The organism is Arthrobacter sp. D1-29, assembly GCF_054130585.1.
Window position 1 is genome coordinate 2706166 of the sequence record NZ_CP096383.1, and the last position, 18982, is coordinate 2725147.

Genomic DNA, 18982 nt, shown 5'->3' on the forward strand with positions numbered 1-18982 from the left:
CGGGCATCTATTCTAAAGCTGAGGATCTTGAATTTAGAAGACCACAGCCTTTCCCTATGCTTTTCCAGCCCTGTTCCCATGGTGGGGGAGCATGCTCGATCCATGAGGACTTGGCGAAAAAGGATGGTTCCTGCGCTCGCCGCCCTTGCGGTTGCCCTGCTGGGGGCGGCAGGCGCTGCGGGGCTGGATCAGATGGCAAACTCGAAAACGCAGAACTCTGCCCTGTTCGCCATCCAGGCATCAGCAGACGGCCAGCCATCCCTCCACCGGCTGGTGATGATCGGCCTTGCCGAAGGGTCACTTCCCGGAGGCTTCCCCAACGACGAGGCGCGGGAAGAAAAGTACGACGAGAACTTCCTGGAGACGCTGCACCTGCCCACGGCGCCTGCCTGACCTTTGGCCTGGCAGGCCGCTCCCGACCTCCGGAACGTTCATTGTTACGCCGGACCCGGTATGCCCGACTTTCCTTTTGAGTAGAGGTAAGGCTAACCTAAACCGTTCCTGTTTCCCTTCCCGCCCCTCTTTATAGCCGGGTGTTCTTCTAGGCGGTTTCTTTTGCGTGTACTCCATTGGTCCAAAGCAGCCCTGGGCCTGGCAGCCCTGCTTGCCCTCAGCGGCTGTGGAATGAGTGGCCAGGGCAGCCAGGCCGCCAGTTCTGTGGATCTGAATCAGCGGATTGTGGTGAACAACTTCCGGGCGCCGGTGGCGAACTGGGCACCGGAGTCCGATGCTGCCTATATCCTGTCGCTTTCAGGCTGCCTGGAGACCCTGACAAAGTACGATCACGAGCAAGGCAAGGTGGTTCCTTTCCTGGCCACCGAATGGAAGCAGGCCTCACCGCTGGAATGGGATTTCACCATCCGCAGCGGAGTGAAGTTCCAGGACGGCACGGACCTCACGGCCGAGGCCGTGGTTGCGTCGCTTCAGCATGTCCTTAACGCCCAGGTGCCGGCGAGGGCTTTCAACAAGACCACGGTCAGCGCAGTCACGGCGACCGACGCCAGCACAGTCCGCATCACCACCGCCACCGAAAGCCCGCTGGTGCCGTACCGGCTGGCCAGCGTCAACACCGGAATCCTCGCCCCGGCAGCCTACAAAGACGCTGTGGTCAACCCCTTTGGCCACTGCACCGGTCCCTTCACCCCCGTGTCGGAAAAACCCAAGCAGTCACTGACCTTGGACCGCAACGAAAACTACTGGGGAGGCAAAGTCCAGCTCGCCGGTGCCGAGGTCCGGTTCGTCACGAACGGGGCAACCCGTGCGGCCCAGGTCCAGACAGGCGAGGCCGACATTTCCCTCTCCATCCCGGTCTCGAGCCTCTCCGCGCTGGAGTCTGCCCCCAACGTCACCGTACTCAAGGCAGACTCTCCGCGGACCGCAACCCTCTACCTGAACAACGGCAGGGAGCCGCTGAACAACGCCGATTTCCGGAAGGCGCTCCGGTCAGCGCTTGACCTCGATGCACTGGCAGCCAGCGTTTACGAGGGCGCGGCGCTTCCGGCGTCGGGGCCCTTCGCTCCGTCAGAACCCTGGGCGTCCGGAAAAGCCGAGTCACCCAAGCAGAACCTTGATGAAGCCAAAAAACTGCTCGCCTCAGCCGGATACACGGCGGGCAGGCCGCTGGAAATCATCGCCATCGTGGAGCGTGCCGAGTTCGCAGACGTCGCTGCCGTGATCCAGGAGAACCTGAAGAACATTGGCGTCCCGCTGACCATCCAGACCAAGGAGTACGCGGCGGCCGAACCGGACGTGCTCGCCGGCAACTACGACATGCTGCTGAGCCAACGGAACCGCCTGATCGACATCGCTGATCCCATCGGCTTCCTCACGGCGGACTACACCTGCAAGGGATCGTACAACCTCAGCCACTTCTGCGACGAGAAGTACGACAATTTCATCCGCGAGGCCGCCCAGACCCAAAGCACGGAGGACCGGTACAGGCTCTATGAGCAGGCCGGAAACATTCTTGAATCCGAGGCCGTCAACATCTGGCTCGTCAACGAACAGGCAACCGACGCCATTGGCAGCAAGGTCCAGTCCTACGTCCAGGATCCGCTCTCACGCTATGTCCTGACCGCCCAGACCGCGAAGACCGGCTCCTAGCCAGGGACAAACTCCACAGATGATTGCCTTTCTGTCCAGAAGAACGGCGACCCTGACGGTCGCCGTTCTTCTGTCGTCCTTCGCAGTGTTCCTGATTCCCTATCTGACTCCTGGCGATGCTGTCCGCAAGATCATCCGCTCCCGGGTAGCCGGAGACGTGGTGGACGAAGCAACAGTTCAGGCCCTCAGCAGGAGCCTTGGCCTTGATGACCCGCTTCCGGTCCAGTACTTTCGGTGGCTGGGCTCATTCATCAGCGGCGATATGGGCCTCTCCCATGTGAGCCGGACCCCGGTGGCCGACCAGGTCATGCCGGCCCTCGCCGTCACTGTCAGCCTGGTTGTCCTGGCCCTTGCTACGGCCACCCTGATTGCCCTCCCATTGGGAATCGCGTCGGCACTCCGGCAAGGCGGCCGGACCGACAGGCTAATCACCACTGTCACGCAATCTTTTATAGCCATGCCGGAATACTGGCTGGCCCCGCTTCTGGTGCTGGTCTTCGCCCTGAAGCTGTCCCTGCTGCCGTCAGCAGGCTGGGCCAACGGCTGGTCGGCGGTCCTGCCCGCAGCCACCCTGGCCCTTCGCCCCATCAGTTACTTCACGGCAGCCGTCCGGTCGGGGATGATCGACGCACTGGAAGCCGATCACGTTCCGGCCGCCCGGGCCCGGGGGCTCAGCCAGTCCCAGGCTGTGCTCAGGCATGTGGTGCCAAACGGGCTTGTCCCCTTGGTGACGCTCGTCGCGGTCTGGTTTGCCGGCCTGTTGGGCGGTTCCGTCATTGTGGAGGTGATCTTTGCCGTTCCGGGGATGGGCCGGCTTCTCTACGACGCCGTGGTCAACGGTGACATACCCCTTGCCCAGGGAGGCGTTGTGGTGGTTGTCGCCCTCGCGGTGGGCATCACCACCCTGGCGGACTTTGTCCATCGTTTCCTGAGCCCGAAAGTAGGAGGCAAGTTTGCGTAGCTGGACACCTGTGGACAGGACCGCCGTGGTCATCCTGGGCTTTCTGGTGCTGGCTGTCGCCGCGGCCCCGTGGCTGGCTCCTTACCCGCCCGATGAGCAGAATCTCGTGGCCCGGCTTGCCCAGCCCCAACCGGGACACTGGCTCGGAACGGATCATCTCGGCAGGGATACCCTCAGCCGCCTGCTCGACGGCGGACGCTTTTCAATGCTGATGGCTGCCCTGGCAACACTGCTGACGGCCGTTCTGGGCATAACAGTCGGGGTCATCAGCGCCCGCCGCCGGGGTTGGCTGGACGAGTTCTTTACCCGCACGAATGACGTCCTGCTGGCTCTTCCGGAGATGGTGGTGGCCCTCTTTATCGTTGCTGCGATGGGCACAGGCTTCCAGTCCCTGCTGGTGGCTCTCACCGTAACCGGCTGGACGCCCTTCGCCAGGCTGGCCCGGACACTGGCGTATGACGTGTCCGCCCGGGGGTTCGTGGAGGCCGCGCGCGTTGTGGGATGCACGCCGTCGTTCATCATCTTCCGCCATATCCTCCCGCATCTGGCCGGTCCCATGCTGGGCCTGGCCACGCTGAGGTTCGGCCAGCTGCTTATCAGTGTCGGCGCGTTGTCGTACCTGGGTCTCGGCGTCCAGCCGCCCCAGTCCGACTGGGGTTCCATGCTGGCCGCGGCGCAGCCTTTCGCTGACAGGGCACCGTTGGGGATCATCGCGCCCGGCCTGGCCATCTTCACGGTGGCGCTGTGTGTCACCCTGATCGGGCAGCGCGCCGCGCACATGGCCGCCGCGCCGCTGCTCCTCCCGGTGGGAGCGCGCGGATAATGCCCGAAGAGTTGGTCATCGAAGGCCTGCATGTCAGCAGCAGCGCCGCGCCCACAGGGAAAAAGGCGCCAGCCGCGGGCAAACGGGCGTCGCCCACGGCGGCTGCGTCCCGGCCCATCCTCGCCGGGGTCAGCCTATCCGTGGCCCCCGGGGAGTTCGTAGCGCTGGTGGGAGGATCAGGGTCAGGAAAAACCATGACGGCCATGTCGGCCCTCCGCCTGCTGCCCCCACAGCTGCGAATCGAGTCCGGTTCCATCCGCCTGGGCCCGCTGGACCTCACCGGCGCATCCGAGGCGGAACTCAACACAGTCCGCGGCGGCCGCCTGGGCATGCTGTTCCAGCAGCCGAAGCGGATGTTCAATCCCAACAAAACCATTGGCAGCCACCTCCGGGAGCCGTTGAAGCTGCACAGTGGTCTGCAGGGCAAGCAGGCCCGGGCCAAGGCGCTTGAACTGTTGGAAGAAGTAGGCTTCGAGGACCCCTCCTGGGGTGTCAGGGCCTACCCACACCAGCTGTCCGGCGGGATGGCACAGCGGGCCATGACTGCCGTTGCCCTGGCCGGCCGGCCAGCCATGCTGCTGGCGGACGAGCCGACGTCGGCCCTGGACAAGGTGCTGGAGAGCCAGATCCTGGACCTGCTGGACCGTGAGCGGGACGAACGTGGACTTGGCATTCTCTACATCACGCACAACCTTGCCTCGGTGGCAGCGTTTGCCGACCGTGTTGTAGTGATGGACGCCGGGCAGATAGTGGAGCAGGGCCCTGCCCGGGAAATCTTCGCCCGTCCCCGCGCCGCTTACACCCAACAGCTGCTGGAGGCTTCCAACCTCCTGCCCGCCACGATCCGCCGCTCCGCATCCGCGAGCCGGAGCGTCCTGAACCTGAACGGTGTCGTGAAGCGTTTCGGTAAGGCGGGCCGGGCGGCCCTGGACAGCGTTTCCCTGGACGTGAAGCGGGGCGAAATCCTGGGCGTCCTGGGCCAGTCAGGGTCAGGAAAGAGCACCCTGGCACGGTCCATTGTGGGGCTTGAGGCCATCGACGGCGGGAAGATCAGCAGGAACCTTGCCCAGGACGGCAAGGGCACGGCGCCTGGCACAGCTGTTCAACTGGTGTTCCAGGAACCGCATGACGCCTTCGATCCGCGCATGACACTGCGCACCAGCCTTGAGGCTCCGCTCCTGCGGCGCACTGACCTCACCCCCGCCGGCAGGTCCGGGCACCTTGATGCCGCCATGGAGGAAGTGGGGCTGGATCCCGCCATTCTGGACAGGCGTCCCGGGCAGTGCTCCGGGGGCCAGCTTCAACGCATCACCATCGCACGGGCCCTGCTGCTGGATCCCCAGGTGCTGATCTGCGACGAGGCAACCTCGGCTTTAGACACGCTGACCCAGCGGACAATCCTGAACCTGCTGAAGCGCCTGCACCGGGACAGGGGCCTGTCGTTGATCCTGATCACCCATGACATGGACGTCATCCGGCATATGTGCGACAGGGTGGCAGTCCTGTTCAAGGGCTGCCTGGTGGAAGTCGCCGGGACGTCCGAGTTCTTCGCCGATCCGAAGCACGAACACAGCAAGGACCTGGTTTCGGCCTCCATTCCCTGCCGGGGCCTGCACCTCAAGAAAATCACTCACGCCCAGGCCGCTGCCTCGGCGTAACCGGACAACGCACAAGCGGCCATCCATCAGAGCGACGGATGGCCGCTTTCCTTGGCGTGCCTGGCTACCTGACGGTTGGGCTACCTGGTGATTGCCGCAGCCCGGAAATCGTCCAGGCTGCTGCCCGTTGCCAGCGTCGACGAGATCCCGGTCTTTCCAGACTTCCCGGCAAACAACTGGACATCCGCTGCCCGCAGCGGAACGGAAGCCACGACGTCGGCATTGCGGTAGACCGTCACGGTTCCATCCACGTATTTCGCCGTCAGGACGTCGCCGGCCTCGAATGAGGCGGCAGTGTCGCCGTAGGAGTGCCACGCGTTCTTATCAACGCCAAGCGTGGAGACCCGGACGGTCCTGGCGGATGCGTCGTAGAGCGCTGATACACCCGCCGTCAGGAAGGACTTGCCGGACTGCCCCTTGAGAACCACGCCCTGGACCGACTTGGCCGCGATGGCCTTCAACGTCAGCGAAGCCGTCTGGTCTGATCCGAAGGTCGCGGAATGGAGCAGGACGCCGCCCAGGAGCGGGTTGAGGGCTTTGTCCTTGATGACGTAGGCCTGGCGTCCGTTGTCGCCGCTCCACGCACTGCCGACGCCGCCGTTGGCCCGGTCGAAGCTGTCCAGGACGGGCGCCTTGACCTCGAATGAACGAACCACCTCAGGTGCCGCCAGGAAGCGCGCGCTGCCTTCTTGCCGGGCGGTGATGCTGCACGTGCCCGCCCCCGTCAGGTGAACCGAGGTGTCCAGCAGGGTACACGCGCCCGCGGCACCGAAGCTGACGGGCAGGTTGGAGGTTGCCGCTGCACTGATGGTGAAGTCAGAGTCGCCAAGGGTTTTGGGCGTGATGTCACCAAAGGAGATGGATTGGCCGGCCGGAGCGGGCACATCCACCGTGCCGGTGGTGGCGTTGCCTGCCTTGTCGACGGCCCGGAACTCCACCGTGGCCGCCGTACGCCCCGCGGGAACGGGGGAGGTGTAAGTCGCCCATTCGGCCGTCCCCACCCGGTAGTCCAGCGAAGCAACACCGGAGTACGGATCGGTGGCGGTGAGGGTCAGCGTCCGGTCCTCATCCAGGCCTGCGCCTGCCTGGGGTGCCGTCCTGTCAATCTTCACGGCATCGGATGCTTCCGCCGAGATGTTTCCCGTCGCGTCGGTTGCCCGCGCCCTGATGGTGTGGGCACCGTCCGATGCCACCTCGAAGGAGGACGAGTACGGAACCCAGGCGCCGCCGTCGACCGCTACCTCCACCATGGGGGCTGCGCCCGAATTGTCGGTGGCAGTGGCGCTCACGGTCACCGGACCCAGGTACCAGCCGTCAGCACCGTTGGGTGCTGCAGGGGAAGTGGCCAGGGCTACCACCGGGGCGGACGTGTCCGCGAACCGGGGCCCGACGCTTTCAAGGGTGGGGACCACCCGATTGATGGATCCATCCTGAGCGTAGGTCAGACGGTCGATGGTGGTCTCCCTGTGCATCCCGTCTCCGCCCGGAATGGCAAAACGGTGGTAGACGATGTACCAGTCGTCCGTTCCCGGCACCTGGACAACGGAGTTATGGCCGGTGCCAAGGATTCCCAGTTCGGGCTTCTTCTCGAGAATGACGCCCTTGTAGGTCCACGGGCCGGCGATGCTGCTGGCCGTGGCATAACCGACGCGATAGTTCTCGCTCCGGGTGTCATCGATCGAGTAGGTCATGTAATAGGTGCCGTTGCGCTGATGGACAAACGGGCCCTCCCTGAACTGGCTCAGGCCGGAAATGGTCTTCACATTCGCAGCAGTGTAGGACACCATGTCCGCGTTCAGGGGCACGTAGCGCGCCGTGCCGTTGCCCCAGAACAGGTAGGACACGCCGTCGTTATCAGTAAAAACAGCCGGATCAATTTGTTGGGCGCCACCGTACGCGGCCTTGTCCACCAGGGGAGCGCCGGAGTCCACAAACGGCCCCTTGGGTGAGTCAGCCACGGCCACACCGATGCTTTGACCCGCAGAGAAGTAGAGGTAGTACTTTCCATTCTTCGACGTTGCTGTGGGTGCCCACGCGTTGGAATGCGTCCAGCTGACGTTCGCCAGGTCCAGCACCACGCCTTCATCTGTCCAGTCCACAAGGTTCTTGGAGGAGTAGACGGAGAATTTTGTGCTGCCCCACGAGGCAATTCCATCGGTGGTGGGGTAGATGTAATACGTGTCGCCGTACACCACAATGTTTGGGTCGGCGGTGTAGCCGGGCAGGACAGGGCTCTTCATTTCGAGCGCGGCAAAGGTCCATTCCGCCGTCGAACCATCTGGCCCTGTCACCTTGTAGGTGACCGGACTGCTCAGGTCCACGGCGGCTCCGGAAGCCGGGCTGGAGACGGCCCCGGGGAAGAGGCTGAAGGTGGGAGCCAGCTTGCCCACATCCGTTCCCGGCTTGACAGGGTAAGTGACTTTCCTGCTGGTGCCGTCCACGATGGGCGCCACTTTCAGGAGGCTGGGGTCGGCGAGGGAAACTTCTCCGAGGCCGGCCTGGTCGCCTGAAATTTTCATTACTTCCTCCGCTGACAGTGCCCGGTTGTAGATGGCGAATTCGCGGAAGGAGCCGTTGAGGGTCCTGTCCGCGTTGTAGACGGACTTGCCCAGGTAGTTCGACGTCGTGCTGCCGAATCCGATGTCCCCGGGGTTCAGGGTGGCGTTGAGGTTCTCGCCCACCTTTTTCCCGTCAAGGTACACGGTGGCGACGGTGCCCTTGAGCGTGTACACCAGATGCTTCCAGGAATCCCGGGGGAGGGCTGCTGTGCTGATGGCGAGTTGTTCCGTAGTCCAGTTTCCCGAGGCGATTCCCGTCTTGTACACGGAATTTCCCGTGGCGAACATGTACCCGTTGCCCACACCGGCGGCGTCGGTGTGGCCGAATCCATAGATGAAGTAGGCCCCACTCTGGGCGCCGCTGACCAGGACGTCCGCTTCCACCGTCACGTCCTGGACGCCGGAGAGGATGTTGTCCGGGACATCGACGTAACCGGTGGCGCCGTCGAGCTTGAGTGCACCGTCCGGCTGCCAGCTGCCGCCGCCCACGATCTTTCCGTTGAGGCCGTTGCCGGAGGAATCGGCCACGTCCGTTCCGGTTCCCTGATCGAAGGTATAGCGGAGAATCTCACCGTTTGCGTTCGCCGGGACGGGCTTGGGCGTTTGCCGAAGCGCGTCCAGTTCGGTTTGGGTGACCGGAAGAACGGTTCCGTGGCGCGGGCTGGCGGGAAGATCGTAGTTGGTGGAGAGCTTCCAGTTGGGTGTTTGAAGGCTGGTGCTCTCCAGTGGGATGTAGCCGCGCCCGCCGAACTCATCGAGGAAGAGGTAGAACTTTTCCTCAATGTTGGATTTGAAAACGGTAGGACCCTCCACCGCCGCCGTTCCTGCGTTCTTGCCAATGCAGGAACTCTGGAGTGCCCAGTTCCTGGGGTTGCTGCCGGGAAGGTCTACGGCGAGCAGGTTGTTGGACTTTTCCTGCATGATGTCCACGCAGCCGGAAACTCCGCCTTCGTCCTTCGTGAAGCGGTAGAACGTGTCCTTGTCCTTGATGACCGTTGAATCAATGACGGACGTGCCTGGGTCATTCCAGACCTTGGCTTCGGAGAAGGTGCGGAAGTCGCGCGTTGTGGAGTACATCATCTTGTTGACGACGCCGGCGGTGTGGCCGGGATCATTCTCGGCGTAGATTTTCGATGCCCAGAACACAACGTACGCGCCGATGCCCTGGTCATAGTAGGCCTCCGGCGCCCAGGTGTTGCCTGCCGTGGCCGGGGACACCTTGACGTGCCGCTGCTCCGACCAGTTCTTGAGGTCATAGGATTCCCACACTTCAAGATATTGGCTGCCCTGGCGCTGCGAGGCATCCCAGGACGTGCCGCCGCCGATGGAAAGATCGGTGGCGATCATGTAGAACTTGTCGCCTTCGGGGGAGCGGATCACAAAAGGATCCCGCAGGCCCTTGGTTCCCATGGTTGAAGTCAGGATCGGCTTGCCGCCATTGGTCTCGTCCCAATGGAGGGCATCATTTCCGCGGCTGGCGGCCATATAGATGTTCTCACCGGCAACGCTGTTGCCCGTGAAGTACGCGAACGCGTATCCGGCGTAGGGGGCAACTGCGGGCTTTGCCTTTACCCGGGCCGTGAACTCTTTTGTTCCGCTGGCCGCCCCGACGGTCAGGGTTGCGGTCAGGACGACGTCGGTGTCCGCGGCGGGGCGGTTAACAATGCCGGTGGGGTCGATGATGGGGTTTGAAGACTGCCACGTGACCGCTGCCTGGCCGCTGCTGGGCGGCAGGGTGATGTTTCCGCGGACGTCATCGACGGCGGGAAGCACCAGGGCAGCGGTGGCGGCAGCCAGCTTCTCCTGGTCGGATTCAGCGGGGAGCACGGTTACGGTGAAGTCTTTGGTTCCGGACGCCTCACCGCGGGTAACCGTCGCCGTCAGCGTCACGGTTGCGGCGCCCTCCGCAGCACTCGGGCGGGTGACAACACCGGCAGCGGTGACCACCGATGGGTCGCTGGAGGCCCAGGCCACCGTGGAACCGTTGGCGCCGCCTGCCGGCAGGGACAGGTTGGCTGTCACCGCTGACAGGTCACCCAGGCTCAGGGCGGCGACGTCCCGGTCTTTCCGGAGCTGGTCGCTGGGCGCGATGGTTGCCGCCACCTCCCCTGGAGTCAGGGCCGCGTTGTAGATCCGGAAATCGCGCACCGATCCGGACAGGTACCTGTCCGCTGTGTAGACCGAGCGGCCGAGGTAGTTCGCGGTGGTCAGGCCGTTTCCGATGCTCGCGGGCGTAATGGTGACGCCCGTTTTCTGCCCCACCTGCACACCGTCCAGGAAGAGCGTCGCTGTCCCGTTGGACAGCGTGTACGTGATGGTCTTCCAGACACCGCGGGCCAGGGGCTGGTTCTGGGAAAGTGTCTGTTCGGTGGACCAGTTGCCGGAGGCAATGGAGGTGCGGTAGCTGTCACCTGTAGTGAACAGGTACCCGTTGCCGGCGTTGGACGTGGTGTTGCCCATGCCGTAGATGAAGTAGGGCGTGGACTGGGCAGGCGAGATCAGCACCTCAGTGCTGACAGTGATGGCAGACAGGCCCTGCATGATGTTGTCGGGAAGGCGTACGTGGTCATTGACCCCGTCCAGCTTCAGGCCTTCGCTGCCTGACCAGGTGCCGCCGTTGACGACCGCCCCGTTGCGCCCGTTTCCGGACGTGTCCACGGCGACGCTCCCGGTGGTCTGGTCCAGCGCGTATTGGAGCACAAGCCGGGGATCAGGGGAGGTCTCGGCCAGTGCCGGGACCAGCGGGGTCAGGACCAGGGCAGAGGCGACGGCCCCAGCGGCAGCCGCCCTGGTTAGCAAACGTACGGGTCGCATCGTTGCGCCTTCTTTCTGCCCGCAGGCCGAGGATCAGGTAAGTGGTGACTCGGTACTGACGGGCAGGCGGGACCCCAACAACGCCGTTGCTGCATCAGTGAGCGATCGCTCTGCCAGCAAGTGTGAACGCTAACATTGAGGTCGTCAAGTAATGCCGGTCACATAACCGTTCCGGAAGGGTCAACTGCAGCGCGCTCCGTCGCGCCAGAGCATGGTCCGGAGGCGGCCGGGTACGTCATACTGGCGGCATGAACGCTGCGGCGAGAAAACCAGACCGGATCCTCCTCGCCATCCTGGCCGCCATCGCGCTGCTGGTGGTCACCGCACTGGCCGTCGTTTTCTTCCGCGGCGCCCCGCAGGAGCTGGACGAATCGACGCCCGCAGGCGTAGTCCAGCGGTACAGCACAGCCGTCATCACCGGCGACACCGCCACAGCCGATACGTTCCTGACGGAAGAAGCCCGAGGCCGGTGCAACGGATACTTCGGGCCGCCCGAAGCCACCCGGGTGGTCCTGGTCTCCACCAGCGAGCGCGGCGACTCCGCCACCGTAAGAGTCTCCATCGTCCACTCCTCCCCCGGGGGACCCTTTGGGCCTTCCGAATTCGAGATGGAAGAGGCCTTCTCCCTCGTGAAGGACGGTGGCAGGTGGAAGGTGAACCAGGCGCCCTACCAGCTGATGTCCTGCGGGGCGCCTGCCAGGCCAGCAAGTCCAATGCCATGAACAAGCCGGCAGCACCTGACGTCACACCCTCCGCTGTCCCGGTGGCAGGCACAGCCCAACAGGTGCTGCGGCGGCTGATCCTGTACATGCTGCTGTTTATCCTGGTGCTCGTGGCGGCCACAGGCCTCGCCGGCCTGTTGGAGCGCCTTTTCAGTTCAGGCTCAGAAATGGCGTCCACCGATGTCACCGGGCTTGCCCGCGCCCTGGCGTTCACCCTGATCGGTGGGCCGATGGCGCTTCTGCTCTGGTGGTTTGTCTGGAAAAGGCTCGACGACGGGGATGAACGCGGCACTGTGGGCTGGGGCCTCTACATTGCTGCCATGTACACGATCGCCCTCATCAGCTTCACCACGACGCTGCTGGGATGGGCCGCGTCCATAGTCGACGGCTCGGAGCCGAGGTGGTATGCGGCGCTGGCCACCGGGCTTGTCTGGGGCGCTGTTTGGGGATGGCACCGGTGGATGTGGCGGCATCCTGCCAGGGGACCGCGAAGCCTTGCGGACGTCCCGTCCGTTGTGGGTGCAGTTTTTGGGCTGGTAGTCGGCGCGGCCGGAGCGATTACCGCGCTGGGCAGGTTGCTGGACGATGCCCTCCGCGGCTTCACCTCACTCACAACTGCGGCGGAGCCGTGGTGGCAGCCTGTGCTCCAGGGCGCGGTGTGGGCCGCGGGCGGAAGTGCCGTGTGGTGGTGGCACTGGAAACGGGATCCCGGCAGCCGCCTCAAGTCCGGCCTGGCCGACGTCGCGGTTGTCGCCGTGGGTGTCTTCGCCGCCGCCATCACGGCGCTGGGCGGGGCCGGCGTCGCGCTGTTCGCCCTCCTGAGGCTGGCGTTCGACAGGACGGACCCTGACACGGAAATGCTCGCACCCCTCGGTCCGGCGCTGGCTGCCGCCGCCATCGGCGCCCTGGTCTGGCGGTACCACCGCACTCTCGCCGCTGACCGCGCCGCCGGAACCGTCCGTGCCAGCAGGCTGGTCACATCAGGCGTCGCCCTGGCGGCCGCTGCTTCGGGCATTGGGGTGGTGGTCAACGCCGCCCTGGCGCTGGCGGTCTCCCCGCTGGCAGGAGACGGCTCCCGATCTTTGCTGCTGGGGGGCCTCAGCTCCCTGATGGTGGGCGGCCCGGTCTGGTGGCTCGCGTGGAAGCCGGCACAACAACCAGAACCGGGCGCCGCCCATCCTCCCGGCAGGCGCGTGTACCTTGTGGCGTTCTTTGGAATCAGCGCAGTGGTGGCGCTCGTTGCCCTTTTGGTCATTGGATACCGGCTCTTCGAATTTTTCCTCGGCGACGTGTCTGGGGGCAGCGTCGTAGACCGGGTCCGGGGACCACTGGGCCTGCTGGTGGCCGCCGGCCTCGTGGCGGGCTATCACTATTCCCTCTGGAGGCATGAACACGCGCTGCCGGAGGCAGGGGCAGAGGCAGAGCCAGAGGTAGCGGCGGACGCGGCTGACCTGACGGAGAAGAAGCCAACCATCGGCCACGTCACGCTCGTCACCGGGACTCATCCCGAAGCCATATCCAGTGCCATTGCAGCAGCCACCGGCGCGCAGGTCACCGTCTGGAGACGGGCCGACGGCGTCAGTCACCAGCCAGCCAGTCCCCAGCCGCCCGCACCTTCAGGCCAGGGGGAGTCCACTGAGCAGGAAGCCCTCGCTGCGCGCGTGACCCAAGCACTCGAAGGCACCGTCGCCCGCAGTGTCCTTCTGGTCATTGGTCATGACACCGGAGCGGATGCACAGATACAGGTCATTCCCCTGGCCACTGATGGCCAGAAGGCGGGGCACCAGACTTGAGGGCAGCAGGGTCAGCCCAGCGGGGTTAGCCGCAGGCGGCCGCTCGCTTGGGTCCGCGCCCTGACCGCCAGTTGGCGGTTCAGGGGAAGCCCTTTGCGAGTGGCTGGCGGTTAGAATCCCAGGAGGCAATACCTAGGCTGAATTTCAGGTCACAACGCGGTGGCCAGCCATCCAGGAGACACCATGATTCCAACCCCCAAAGCCCCACCCTTCGATGTTGAGCTCGGTTCAACCCTCGCTGCGTTGGGAGATCTGCTCAATCCGACCCTGACGCCGGACATGATTTCCGGTATGCGCGGCGGTCCCTTGACCGCTTCCATCGAAGATCAACTGGCCGGCCATGCGGTGCGTCACGAGGAGCGGATTATCCCCGGCCCTGAAGGTGCTCCGGACATCGTCGTGTCGATCTTCACCAAAATCGGCCACGTGCCCGGTGGCCCCGGGATCTATCACACCCACGGCGGCGGGATGATCATCGGCGACCGCTTCCTCGGCGCTGACATGCTCATCGAGTGGGTCGAGCTGATGGACGCCGTCGCCGTGTCGGTTGAGTACCGCCTGGCGCCGGAAAACCCGGACCCGGCCCCCGTAGAGGATTGCTATGCGGGCCTCGTGTGGACAGCTGCGCATGCGGAAGAGCTTGGATTTGACCCGGAGCGGCTCATCATCGCCGGCGCGAGTGCCGGCGGCGGCCTGGCCGCAGGCGTGTCCCTGATGGCAAGGGACAGGGGTGGTCCGGCGCTCGCGGGCCAGGTCCTGATCTGCCCCATGCTGGATGACCGCAACGAAACAGTCTCCAGCTACCAGATTGACGGCTTCGGACTGTGGGATCGCACCAGCAACGACACCGGCTGGGATGCCTTGCTGGGTGACCGGCGCAAGACGCCCGAGGTGTCCATCTACGCCGCACCGGCACGTGCAACTGACCTTTCACGGCTGCCTCCCGCATTCATTGATGTGGCCACCGCAGAAGTTTTCCGCGATGAAGTGGTGGCCTACGCTTCCGGTATCTGGGCAGTAGGTGGCGTGGCGGAACTGCATGTGTGGGCCGGCGGATTCCACGGCTTCGACATGATCGTGCCCCAGGCCGCATTATCGATCCAGGCCCGCGATGTGCGGACGAAGTGGGTCCGCCGCATCCTGGGGGCCTGACGCTCCTGTGGACGATCCGGGGCATTGGCGGCGGAGTAAAGTTCAGGCTACAAGCTAAATCAACGAGCGGCAGATATGCAGGGATTGGTATGGCGCCTCAAAGCGTTGGATCCTGAGGCGTCCGAAAGCCTCAAGGTCATCGCGTACTTCGACGCGCTCGTTGACGGCCATGCGAGCGCCCAGGTCCTGCTGAGCGGTGCTGCGGTCCTGAGCGGCTGTCCGGCAGGATATGCCAGTGACGGCAGCACCGTCCGGGTTGACGCCTCCGGAACGAAAACCGACGCCGGGGCTCCGGCTCCCGGAGCACCCGACGGCGGCTGGCCTTGGCACGCTTTCGGCGACGGCGGCCGGGTGTGGATCGAGCGTCCAGGCCCGGCTTTTGCCAACGACGAAATGATCCTTGAGCGGGTGGCGATCGCCCTGGGGATCTCCCTGGACCGCACCAGCCCGGTGGCCGCTTCCCGCCGGGCGGTCGAAACGCTCCTGGATGCCGCCGCGTCCCTCGACAGGCGGATGGATGCCGCCGCCATGCTCCACCTTGACCGTCACACGTCCTATCGCGTGGTTGCTGTTCCGGCGTCCACGGAGCTCGCAGGGCCAAGGACCGTCGTCTATACCGCCGTGGGTCCTGTGCGGGCAGCGGTACTCCGGTTCTCCGCAACAGAGTTGGCCGAAGGCCGGAATTCTGCCCCGAATACGGCCCGGAACACGCCGGACGCGTCCCCGGCGGGGATCGGCCTGGCTATGACCCCGGAGTCGCTCCACCGCTCGTGGGCAACTGCACTCCTGGCCCTCCGGCTGACGAGCCCGCGCCACCCGCGGCAGCTTGCAGACGATTTGGGGAGCCTGCTCGTCTTTGCGGAGGCGGCGGATGCCTCTTCGTATGAAACGCCTGACCTCACGGCGCTCAAACGCCTCGTGAAGCAACAGCCCAAGGCCCTCGGGTTACTGGAATCCGTTGCCTGCGCGAACAGCCTGCGCGCCGTCGCCGACGAGGCAGGCCTCCACCACTCCAGCGTCCAGGCCCGGGCCGCCGACTTTTCGGCGGAACTCAATTTTGACGTCCGCACAGCGCTGGGCCGGGTACGCCTGTCGCTGGCCCTCGCGCTGTACAGGCTCAACACGGCCACGTTCGGCGGGGACGGGCCGTAACCGCTACTCCGCCATCCCGGGCTGGACCGGCACGAACTCAATCCCCGGGTTTACCTTCTTTGTGGGACCCCGCGAAAAGCCTTTGGCGTCCAGCTGATTCCCGGCGCGGTAGGCAGCCAGGGCGTCGTCGTACGCCTGGTTGAGACGGCGCCCGGTCAATACTTCCTGTGTCCCGTCAGTGAAGGCGACGGTGATGGCGGCGCTGCCCGGAAAGTGCCTGTTCATGCGGATAAAGCCTTCGGAATCCTGCTGCAGGTTAATCATTGTTGGTCACGCTTTCCTGGTAGTCGGATTCAAGTCTGACCCATACTGGTCCCTTACGGTGCATCCGGCGTCCGTGCATCCGTTCTGCGGGCTTGTGCGCACAATGGACTGGTGACCTCCTCAAGTACCCCTCCCCGGCGGAACGCCCCGGCTGGTCCGGGCAGCGGATTCTTCCAGCTTTCCCGCATCGGTGAGGGCCTGGCCTTTGCGGAATCGCTGGCGGAGCTTGTGGCGGTGCTGCGGCGGGGCGGGGCAGCGGGAACGGCAGTGGTCCAGGCACCTCCCGGCACGGGGAAAACCACGCTGGTACCGCCGCTGCTCGCTAACCTTGCCGCAGAAACATCTCCTGCTCCTGTGCGGGTGGTGGTCACGCAGCCGCGGCGGGTGGCGGCCCGCGCGGCGGCCAGGCGCCTTGCCTCCCTCGACGGCAGCAGGCTGGGGGACAGGGTGGGATACACCGTCCGGGGCGAACGGCAGGTGAGCCAGGGGACCCTGGTGGAGTTCGTGACACCCGGGATCCTGCTGCGCCGCCTGCTCGGGGATCCGGGCTTGGAAACCACCTCAGCGGTGATCCTCGACGAAGTCCACGAACGCGGCCTGGAAACAGACCTGCTGCTGGGCATGCTCGCCGAGGTCCGCCAGTTACGCGGGGATCTCATGCTGGTGGCGATGTCCGCCACGCTGGATGCGCCCCGGTTCGCGGCGCTGCTGGGCGATGATCAGGACAACGGCGAGGACGACAGCGGGCGGGACAACGGCGAGGACGACGGCGGGCGCCCTGCCCCCGTCGTCGACTGTCCGTCCGCGCTGTACCCCCTGGAAATCGCCTGGTCACCGCCCGCGGCGCCACGGCTGGACAGCCGGGGCGTCACCCGCTCTTTCCTGGACCACGTTGCGGACACTGCCGCGACCTCGTACCTGCGGGCAGCTGTGGCCGACGGCGGCCTCGACGCCCTCGTTTTCGTCCCCGGCGCCTGGGAGGTGTCCTATGTTGCTGCCCGGGTGCGTGACCGGGTTGGCGCCGGCATTGAGGTCCTGGAGCTTCACGGGCAGGCAAGCCCTGCGGACCAGGACCGTGCTGTGTCCGGGCGGGGTCCCGGCGGCCGCCCACGCATCATCGTCTCCACGGATCTCGCGGAATCTTCCCTCACTGTTCCCGGCGTCCGCCTGGTCATCGACTCCGGGCTGACCCGGGAACCGCGGCGCGACGCCGGCCGCGGAATGTCCGGCCTCGTGACGGTTTCCTGCTCGCGGGCATCGGCCGAGCAGCGGGCAGGCCGTGCGGCACGGCAGGGGCCTGGCAAAGTGGTGCGCTGCTATGACCAAAGAACCTACGGTGCTGCCCCTGCCCACGTCACTCCCGAGATCGCCGTGGCGGACCTGACCGGGGCCGCCCTGGTTCTGGCCTGCTGGGGTTCACCCGGCGGGGAGGGCCTGGAGCTTCCTGACAGGCCACCCCGGCAGGCCATGGAGGACGCGGTTGAGGTGTTGCGGGAACTTGGTGCGGTGTGGGCGGACGGCACAGCCACCGACCACGGAAAGATCCTGGCCAGGATCCCTGCGGATCCGAGGCTCGCGCGGGCGCTGCTGGATGGCGCTGCCGTGACAGGACACCGGGCTGCGGCGGAGGCTGTTGCCATGGTCTCAGGTGACCAGCGCGCTCCCGGCGCAGACCTCACCCGGCTTCTGGCCATCCTGCGCGGGGGCAAGGACCCGGCGGCCCGGCGGTGGGCCGAGGAGGTCCGGCGGCTGGAAGCCATCGCACGCCAGGAGCGGGCCGGCGTCGTGCCTTCCATGTCCCCGGGAACGGTCGCTGCAGCGGAAGCTGTTGGCGCCGTCGTCGCCCTGGCGTTTCCGGACCGCGTGGCACGGCGTGTCCCGGGCGGAGGGCAGGAGCGTTACCTGCTGTCATCCGGCACGCGCGCCGGGCTGCCCGCGGGGAGCACTCTCTCCGGGCACGAATGGTTGGCGGTCGCTGAAGTTTCGCGGGCCCAAGGCCGCGACGCCGCCGGGACGGGTGCCGTTATCCGCTCCGCCGCGCCCATCACGGCGGACATAGCCCAGGCGGCGGCTTCCGGCCTGCTCGCTGAATCCGTGGCGGCAACATTCAGCAACGGCCGGATAACCGCCCGGCGCGAACGCAGGCTGGGCGCGATCGGCCTCGCCTCAACGCCGGTGCGCCCTTCCGCGGAAGAAGGACGAATGGCCGTGGCCACTGCGCTGGCAGAAGGAGGCCTGGGAATGATCGGCTGGTCGACGGCGGCGGACGCCCTGCGCCGTCGGCTCGCCCTCCTGCACCGGGAACTCGGAGATCCCTGGCCGGACGTTTCCGAGCCGGCCCTGCTGGCGAAGCTGACCACCTGGCTGGGTCCGGAGCTGGAGGCCCTGGCCGGTGGCGCGTCCGCCGGGGGAATAGACCTCACCGACCCACTCCGGCGGCTGCTGCCGTGGCCCGAGGCCTCACGGCTTGGGGAACTCGCGCCGGAGTGGCTGGAGGTGCCCAGCGGCTCCAGGGTGAAAATCGACTACCCGGACCTGTCGGAGTACGCGGTGACGGAGAATGCAGCGTCGGAGAATGCGGCGTCCGAGTACGCAGAGTCGGAGAATGCAGAGACAGGAAAGGCAACACCGGAACATCCGGTGCGGAACGGTGCGGCGCGGGAACAGGCCGGCAGCCCTGTTGTCGCCGTAAAGCTGCAGGAGTGCTTCGGTTGGGCGGAGACTCCACGGCTGGTGGAGGGGCGAGTGCCTGTGTTGTTCCACCTGCTCTCGCCCGCCAGACGTCCCCTTGCCGTGACCGGCGACCTTGCCTCCTTCTGGTCCGGGCCCTATGCCCAGGTCAGGGCTGAGATGCGGGGCCGCTACCCCAGGCATCCATGGCCTGAGGACCCGTGGTCAGCGCCGGCCACCGCACGGACCAAACGGAAAATGTGACCTCTGCCTTGGGCAGACCAATCTGGCAGGTCAATCCGGGGCAGGTCG

Annotated in this window: 12 protein-coding genes; 10 read left to right on the forward strand and 2 right to left on the reverse strand. The window is 65.6% G+C overall.

The window, feature by feature from the left end:
• The first annotated feature begins 102 nt into the window (after window positions 1–102).
• The 5 genes from M1E17_RS12175 to M1E17_RS12195 all read left to right on the forward strand — a co-directional run bounded on the left by M1E17_RS12175 (window position 103) and on the right by M1E17_RS12195 (window position 5545).
• Window positions 103–393, forward strand: coding sequence for a hypothetical protein (locus tag M1E17_RS12175; protein ID WP_457962308.1), 291 nt, complete (start codon window positions 103–105; stop codon window positions 391–393).
• A gap of 231 nt (window positions 394–624) precedes the next feature.
• Window positions 625–2103, forward strand: a complete 1479-nt coding sequence (locus M1E17_RS12180) for an ABC transporter substrate-binding protein (protein ID WP_457967733.1) — start codon at window positions 625–627, stop codon at window positions 2101–2103.
• A 19-nt stretch (window positions 2104–2122) separates the two neighbouring features.
• The gene (locus M1E17_RS12185; RefSeq protein WP_457962309.1) at window positions 2123–3064 is read left to right on the forward strand and encodes an ABC transporter permease; all 942 of its coding nucleotides are present in this window, start codon (window positions 2123–2125) and stop codon (window positions 3062–3064) included.
• Window positions 3057–3887, forward strand: a complete 831-nt coding sequence (locus M1E17_RS12190) for an ABC transporter permease (protein ID WP_457962310.1) — start codon at window positions 3057–3059, stop codon at window positions 3885–3887. The genes M1E17_RS12185 and M1E17_RS12190 overlap by 8 nt, the downstream gene beginning before the upstream one ends.
• Window positions 3887–5545, forward strand: coding sequence for an ATP-binding cassette domain-containing protein (locus tag M1E17_RS12195; protein ID WP_457962311.1), 1659 nt, complete (start codon window positions 3887–3889; stop codon window positions 5543–5545). Before M1E17_RS12190 ends, M1E17_RS12195 begins: the two co-directional genes overlap by 1 nt.
• A gap of 80 nt (window positions 5546–5625) precedes the next feature.
• Here M1E17_RS12195 and M1E17_RS12200 read toward each other — a convergent pair whose 3' ends face one another.
• Window positions 5626–10917 (reverse strand): family 43 glycosylhydrolase, encoded by a 5292-nt coding sequence (locus M1E17_RS12200; protein WP_457962312.1) that lies wholly within the window; start codon window positions 10915–10917, stop codon window positions 5626–5628.
• Window positions 10918–11165: 248 nt separating this feature from the next.
• On the opposite strand from M1E17_RS12200, the gene M1E17_RS12205 reads away from it, so the two are divergent.
• The 4 genes from M1E17_RS12205 to M1E17_RS12220 all read left to right on the forward strand — a co-directional run bounded on the left by M1E17_RS12205 (window position 11166) and on the right by M1E17_RS12220 (window position 15736).
• The gene (locus M1E17_RS12205; protein ID WP_457962313.1) at window positions 11166–11639 is read left to right on the forward strand and encodes a hypothetical protein; all 474 of its coding nucleotides are present in this window, start codon (window positions 11166–11168) and stop codon (window positions 11637–11639) included.
• Entirely contained in the window at window positions 11636–13432 is a 1797-nt protein-coding gene (locus tag M1E17_RS12210; protein ID WP_457962314.1) for a DUF5671 domain-containing protein, read from the forward strand. The genes M1E17_RS12205 and M1E17_RS12210 overlap by 4 nt, the downstream gene beginning before the upstream one ends.
• Before the next feature lie 183 nt (window positions 13433–13615).
• The gene (locus tag M1E17_RS12215; RefSeq protein ID WP_457962315.1) at window positions 13616–14584 is read left to right on the forward strand and encodes an alpha/beta hydrolase; all 969 of its coding nucleotides are present in this window, start codon (window positions 13616–13618) and stop codon (window positions 14582–14584) included.
• A 75-nt stretch (window positions 14585–14659) separates the two neighbouring features.
• Window positions 14660–15736: a helix-turn-helix domain-containing protein gene (locus M1E17_RS12220; RefSeq protein WP_457962316.1), complete on the forward strand. Its 1077-nt coding sequence runs from the start codon at window positions 14660–14662 to the stop codon at window positions 15734–15736.
• Window positions 15737–15739: 3 nt separating this feature from the next.
• Here M1E17_RS12220 and M1E17_RS12225 read toward each other — a convergent pair whose 3' ends face one another.
• Entirely contained in the window at window positions 15740–16000 is a 261-nt protein-coding gene (locus M1E17_RS12225) for a hypothetical protein (protein WP_457962317.1), read from the reverse strand.
• A 111-nt stretch (window positions 16001–16111) separates the two neighbouring features.
• On the opposite strand from M1E17_RS12225, the gene M1E17_RS12230 reads away from it, so the two are divergent.
• On the forward strand, window positions 16112–18934 hold the full coding sequence (locus M1E17_RS12230; RefSeq protein ID WP_457962318.1) for an ATP-dependent RNA helicase: 2823 nt from the start codon (window positions 16112–16114) through the stop codon (window positions 18932–18934).
• Window positions 18935–18982: the final 48 nt, after the last annotated feature.

What these genes read in the sequence shown, in the direction of transcription:
- M1E17_RS12175 (WP_457962308.1), top strand. Translation starts at nt 103, where the DNA reads ATGAGGACTTGGCGAAAAAGGATGGTTCCTGCGCTCGCCGCCCTTGCG.
- M1E17_RS12180 (WP_457967733.1), top strand. Translation starts at nt 625, where the DNA reads ATGAGTGGCCAGGGCAGCCAGGCCGCCAGTTCTGTGGATCTGAATCAG.
- M1E17_RS12185 (WP_457962309.1), top strand. Translation starts at nt 2,123, where the DNA reads ATGATTGCCTTTCTGTCCAGAAGAACGGCGACCCTGACGGTCGCCGTT.
- M1E17_RS12195 (WP_457962311.1), top strand. Translation starts at nt 3,887, where the DNA reads ATGCCCGAAGAGTTGGTCATCGAAGGCCTGCATGTCAGCAGCAGCGCC.
- M1E17_RS12200 (WP_457962312.1), bottom strand. Translation starts at nt 10,917, where the DNA reads ATGCGACCCGTACGTTTGCTAACCAGGGCGGCTGCCGCTGGGGCCGTC.
- M1E17_RS12205 (WP_457962313.1), top strand. Translation starts at nt 11,166, where the DNA reads ATGAACGCTGCGGCGAGAAAACCAGACCGGATCCTCCTCGCCATCCTG.
- M1E17_RS12210 (WP_457962314.1), top strand. Translation starts at nt 11,636, where the DNA reads ATGAACAAGCCGGCAGCACCTGACGTCACACCCTCCGCTGTCCCGGTG.
- M1E17_RS12215 (WP_457962315.1), top strand. Translation starts at nt 13,616, where the DNA reads ATGATTCCAACCCCCAAAGCCCCACCCTTCGATGTTGAGCTCGGTTCA.
- M1E17_RS12220 (WP_457962316.1), top strand. Translation starts at nt 14,660, where the DNA reads ATGCAGGGATTGGTATGGCGCCTCAAAGCGTTGGATCCTGAGGCGTCC.
- M1E17_RS12225 (WP_457962317.1), bottom strand. Translation starts at nt 16,000, where the DNA reads ATGATTAACCTGCAGCAGGATTCCGAAGGCTTTATCCGCATGAACAGG.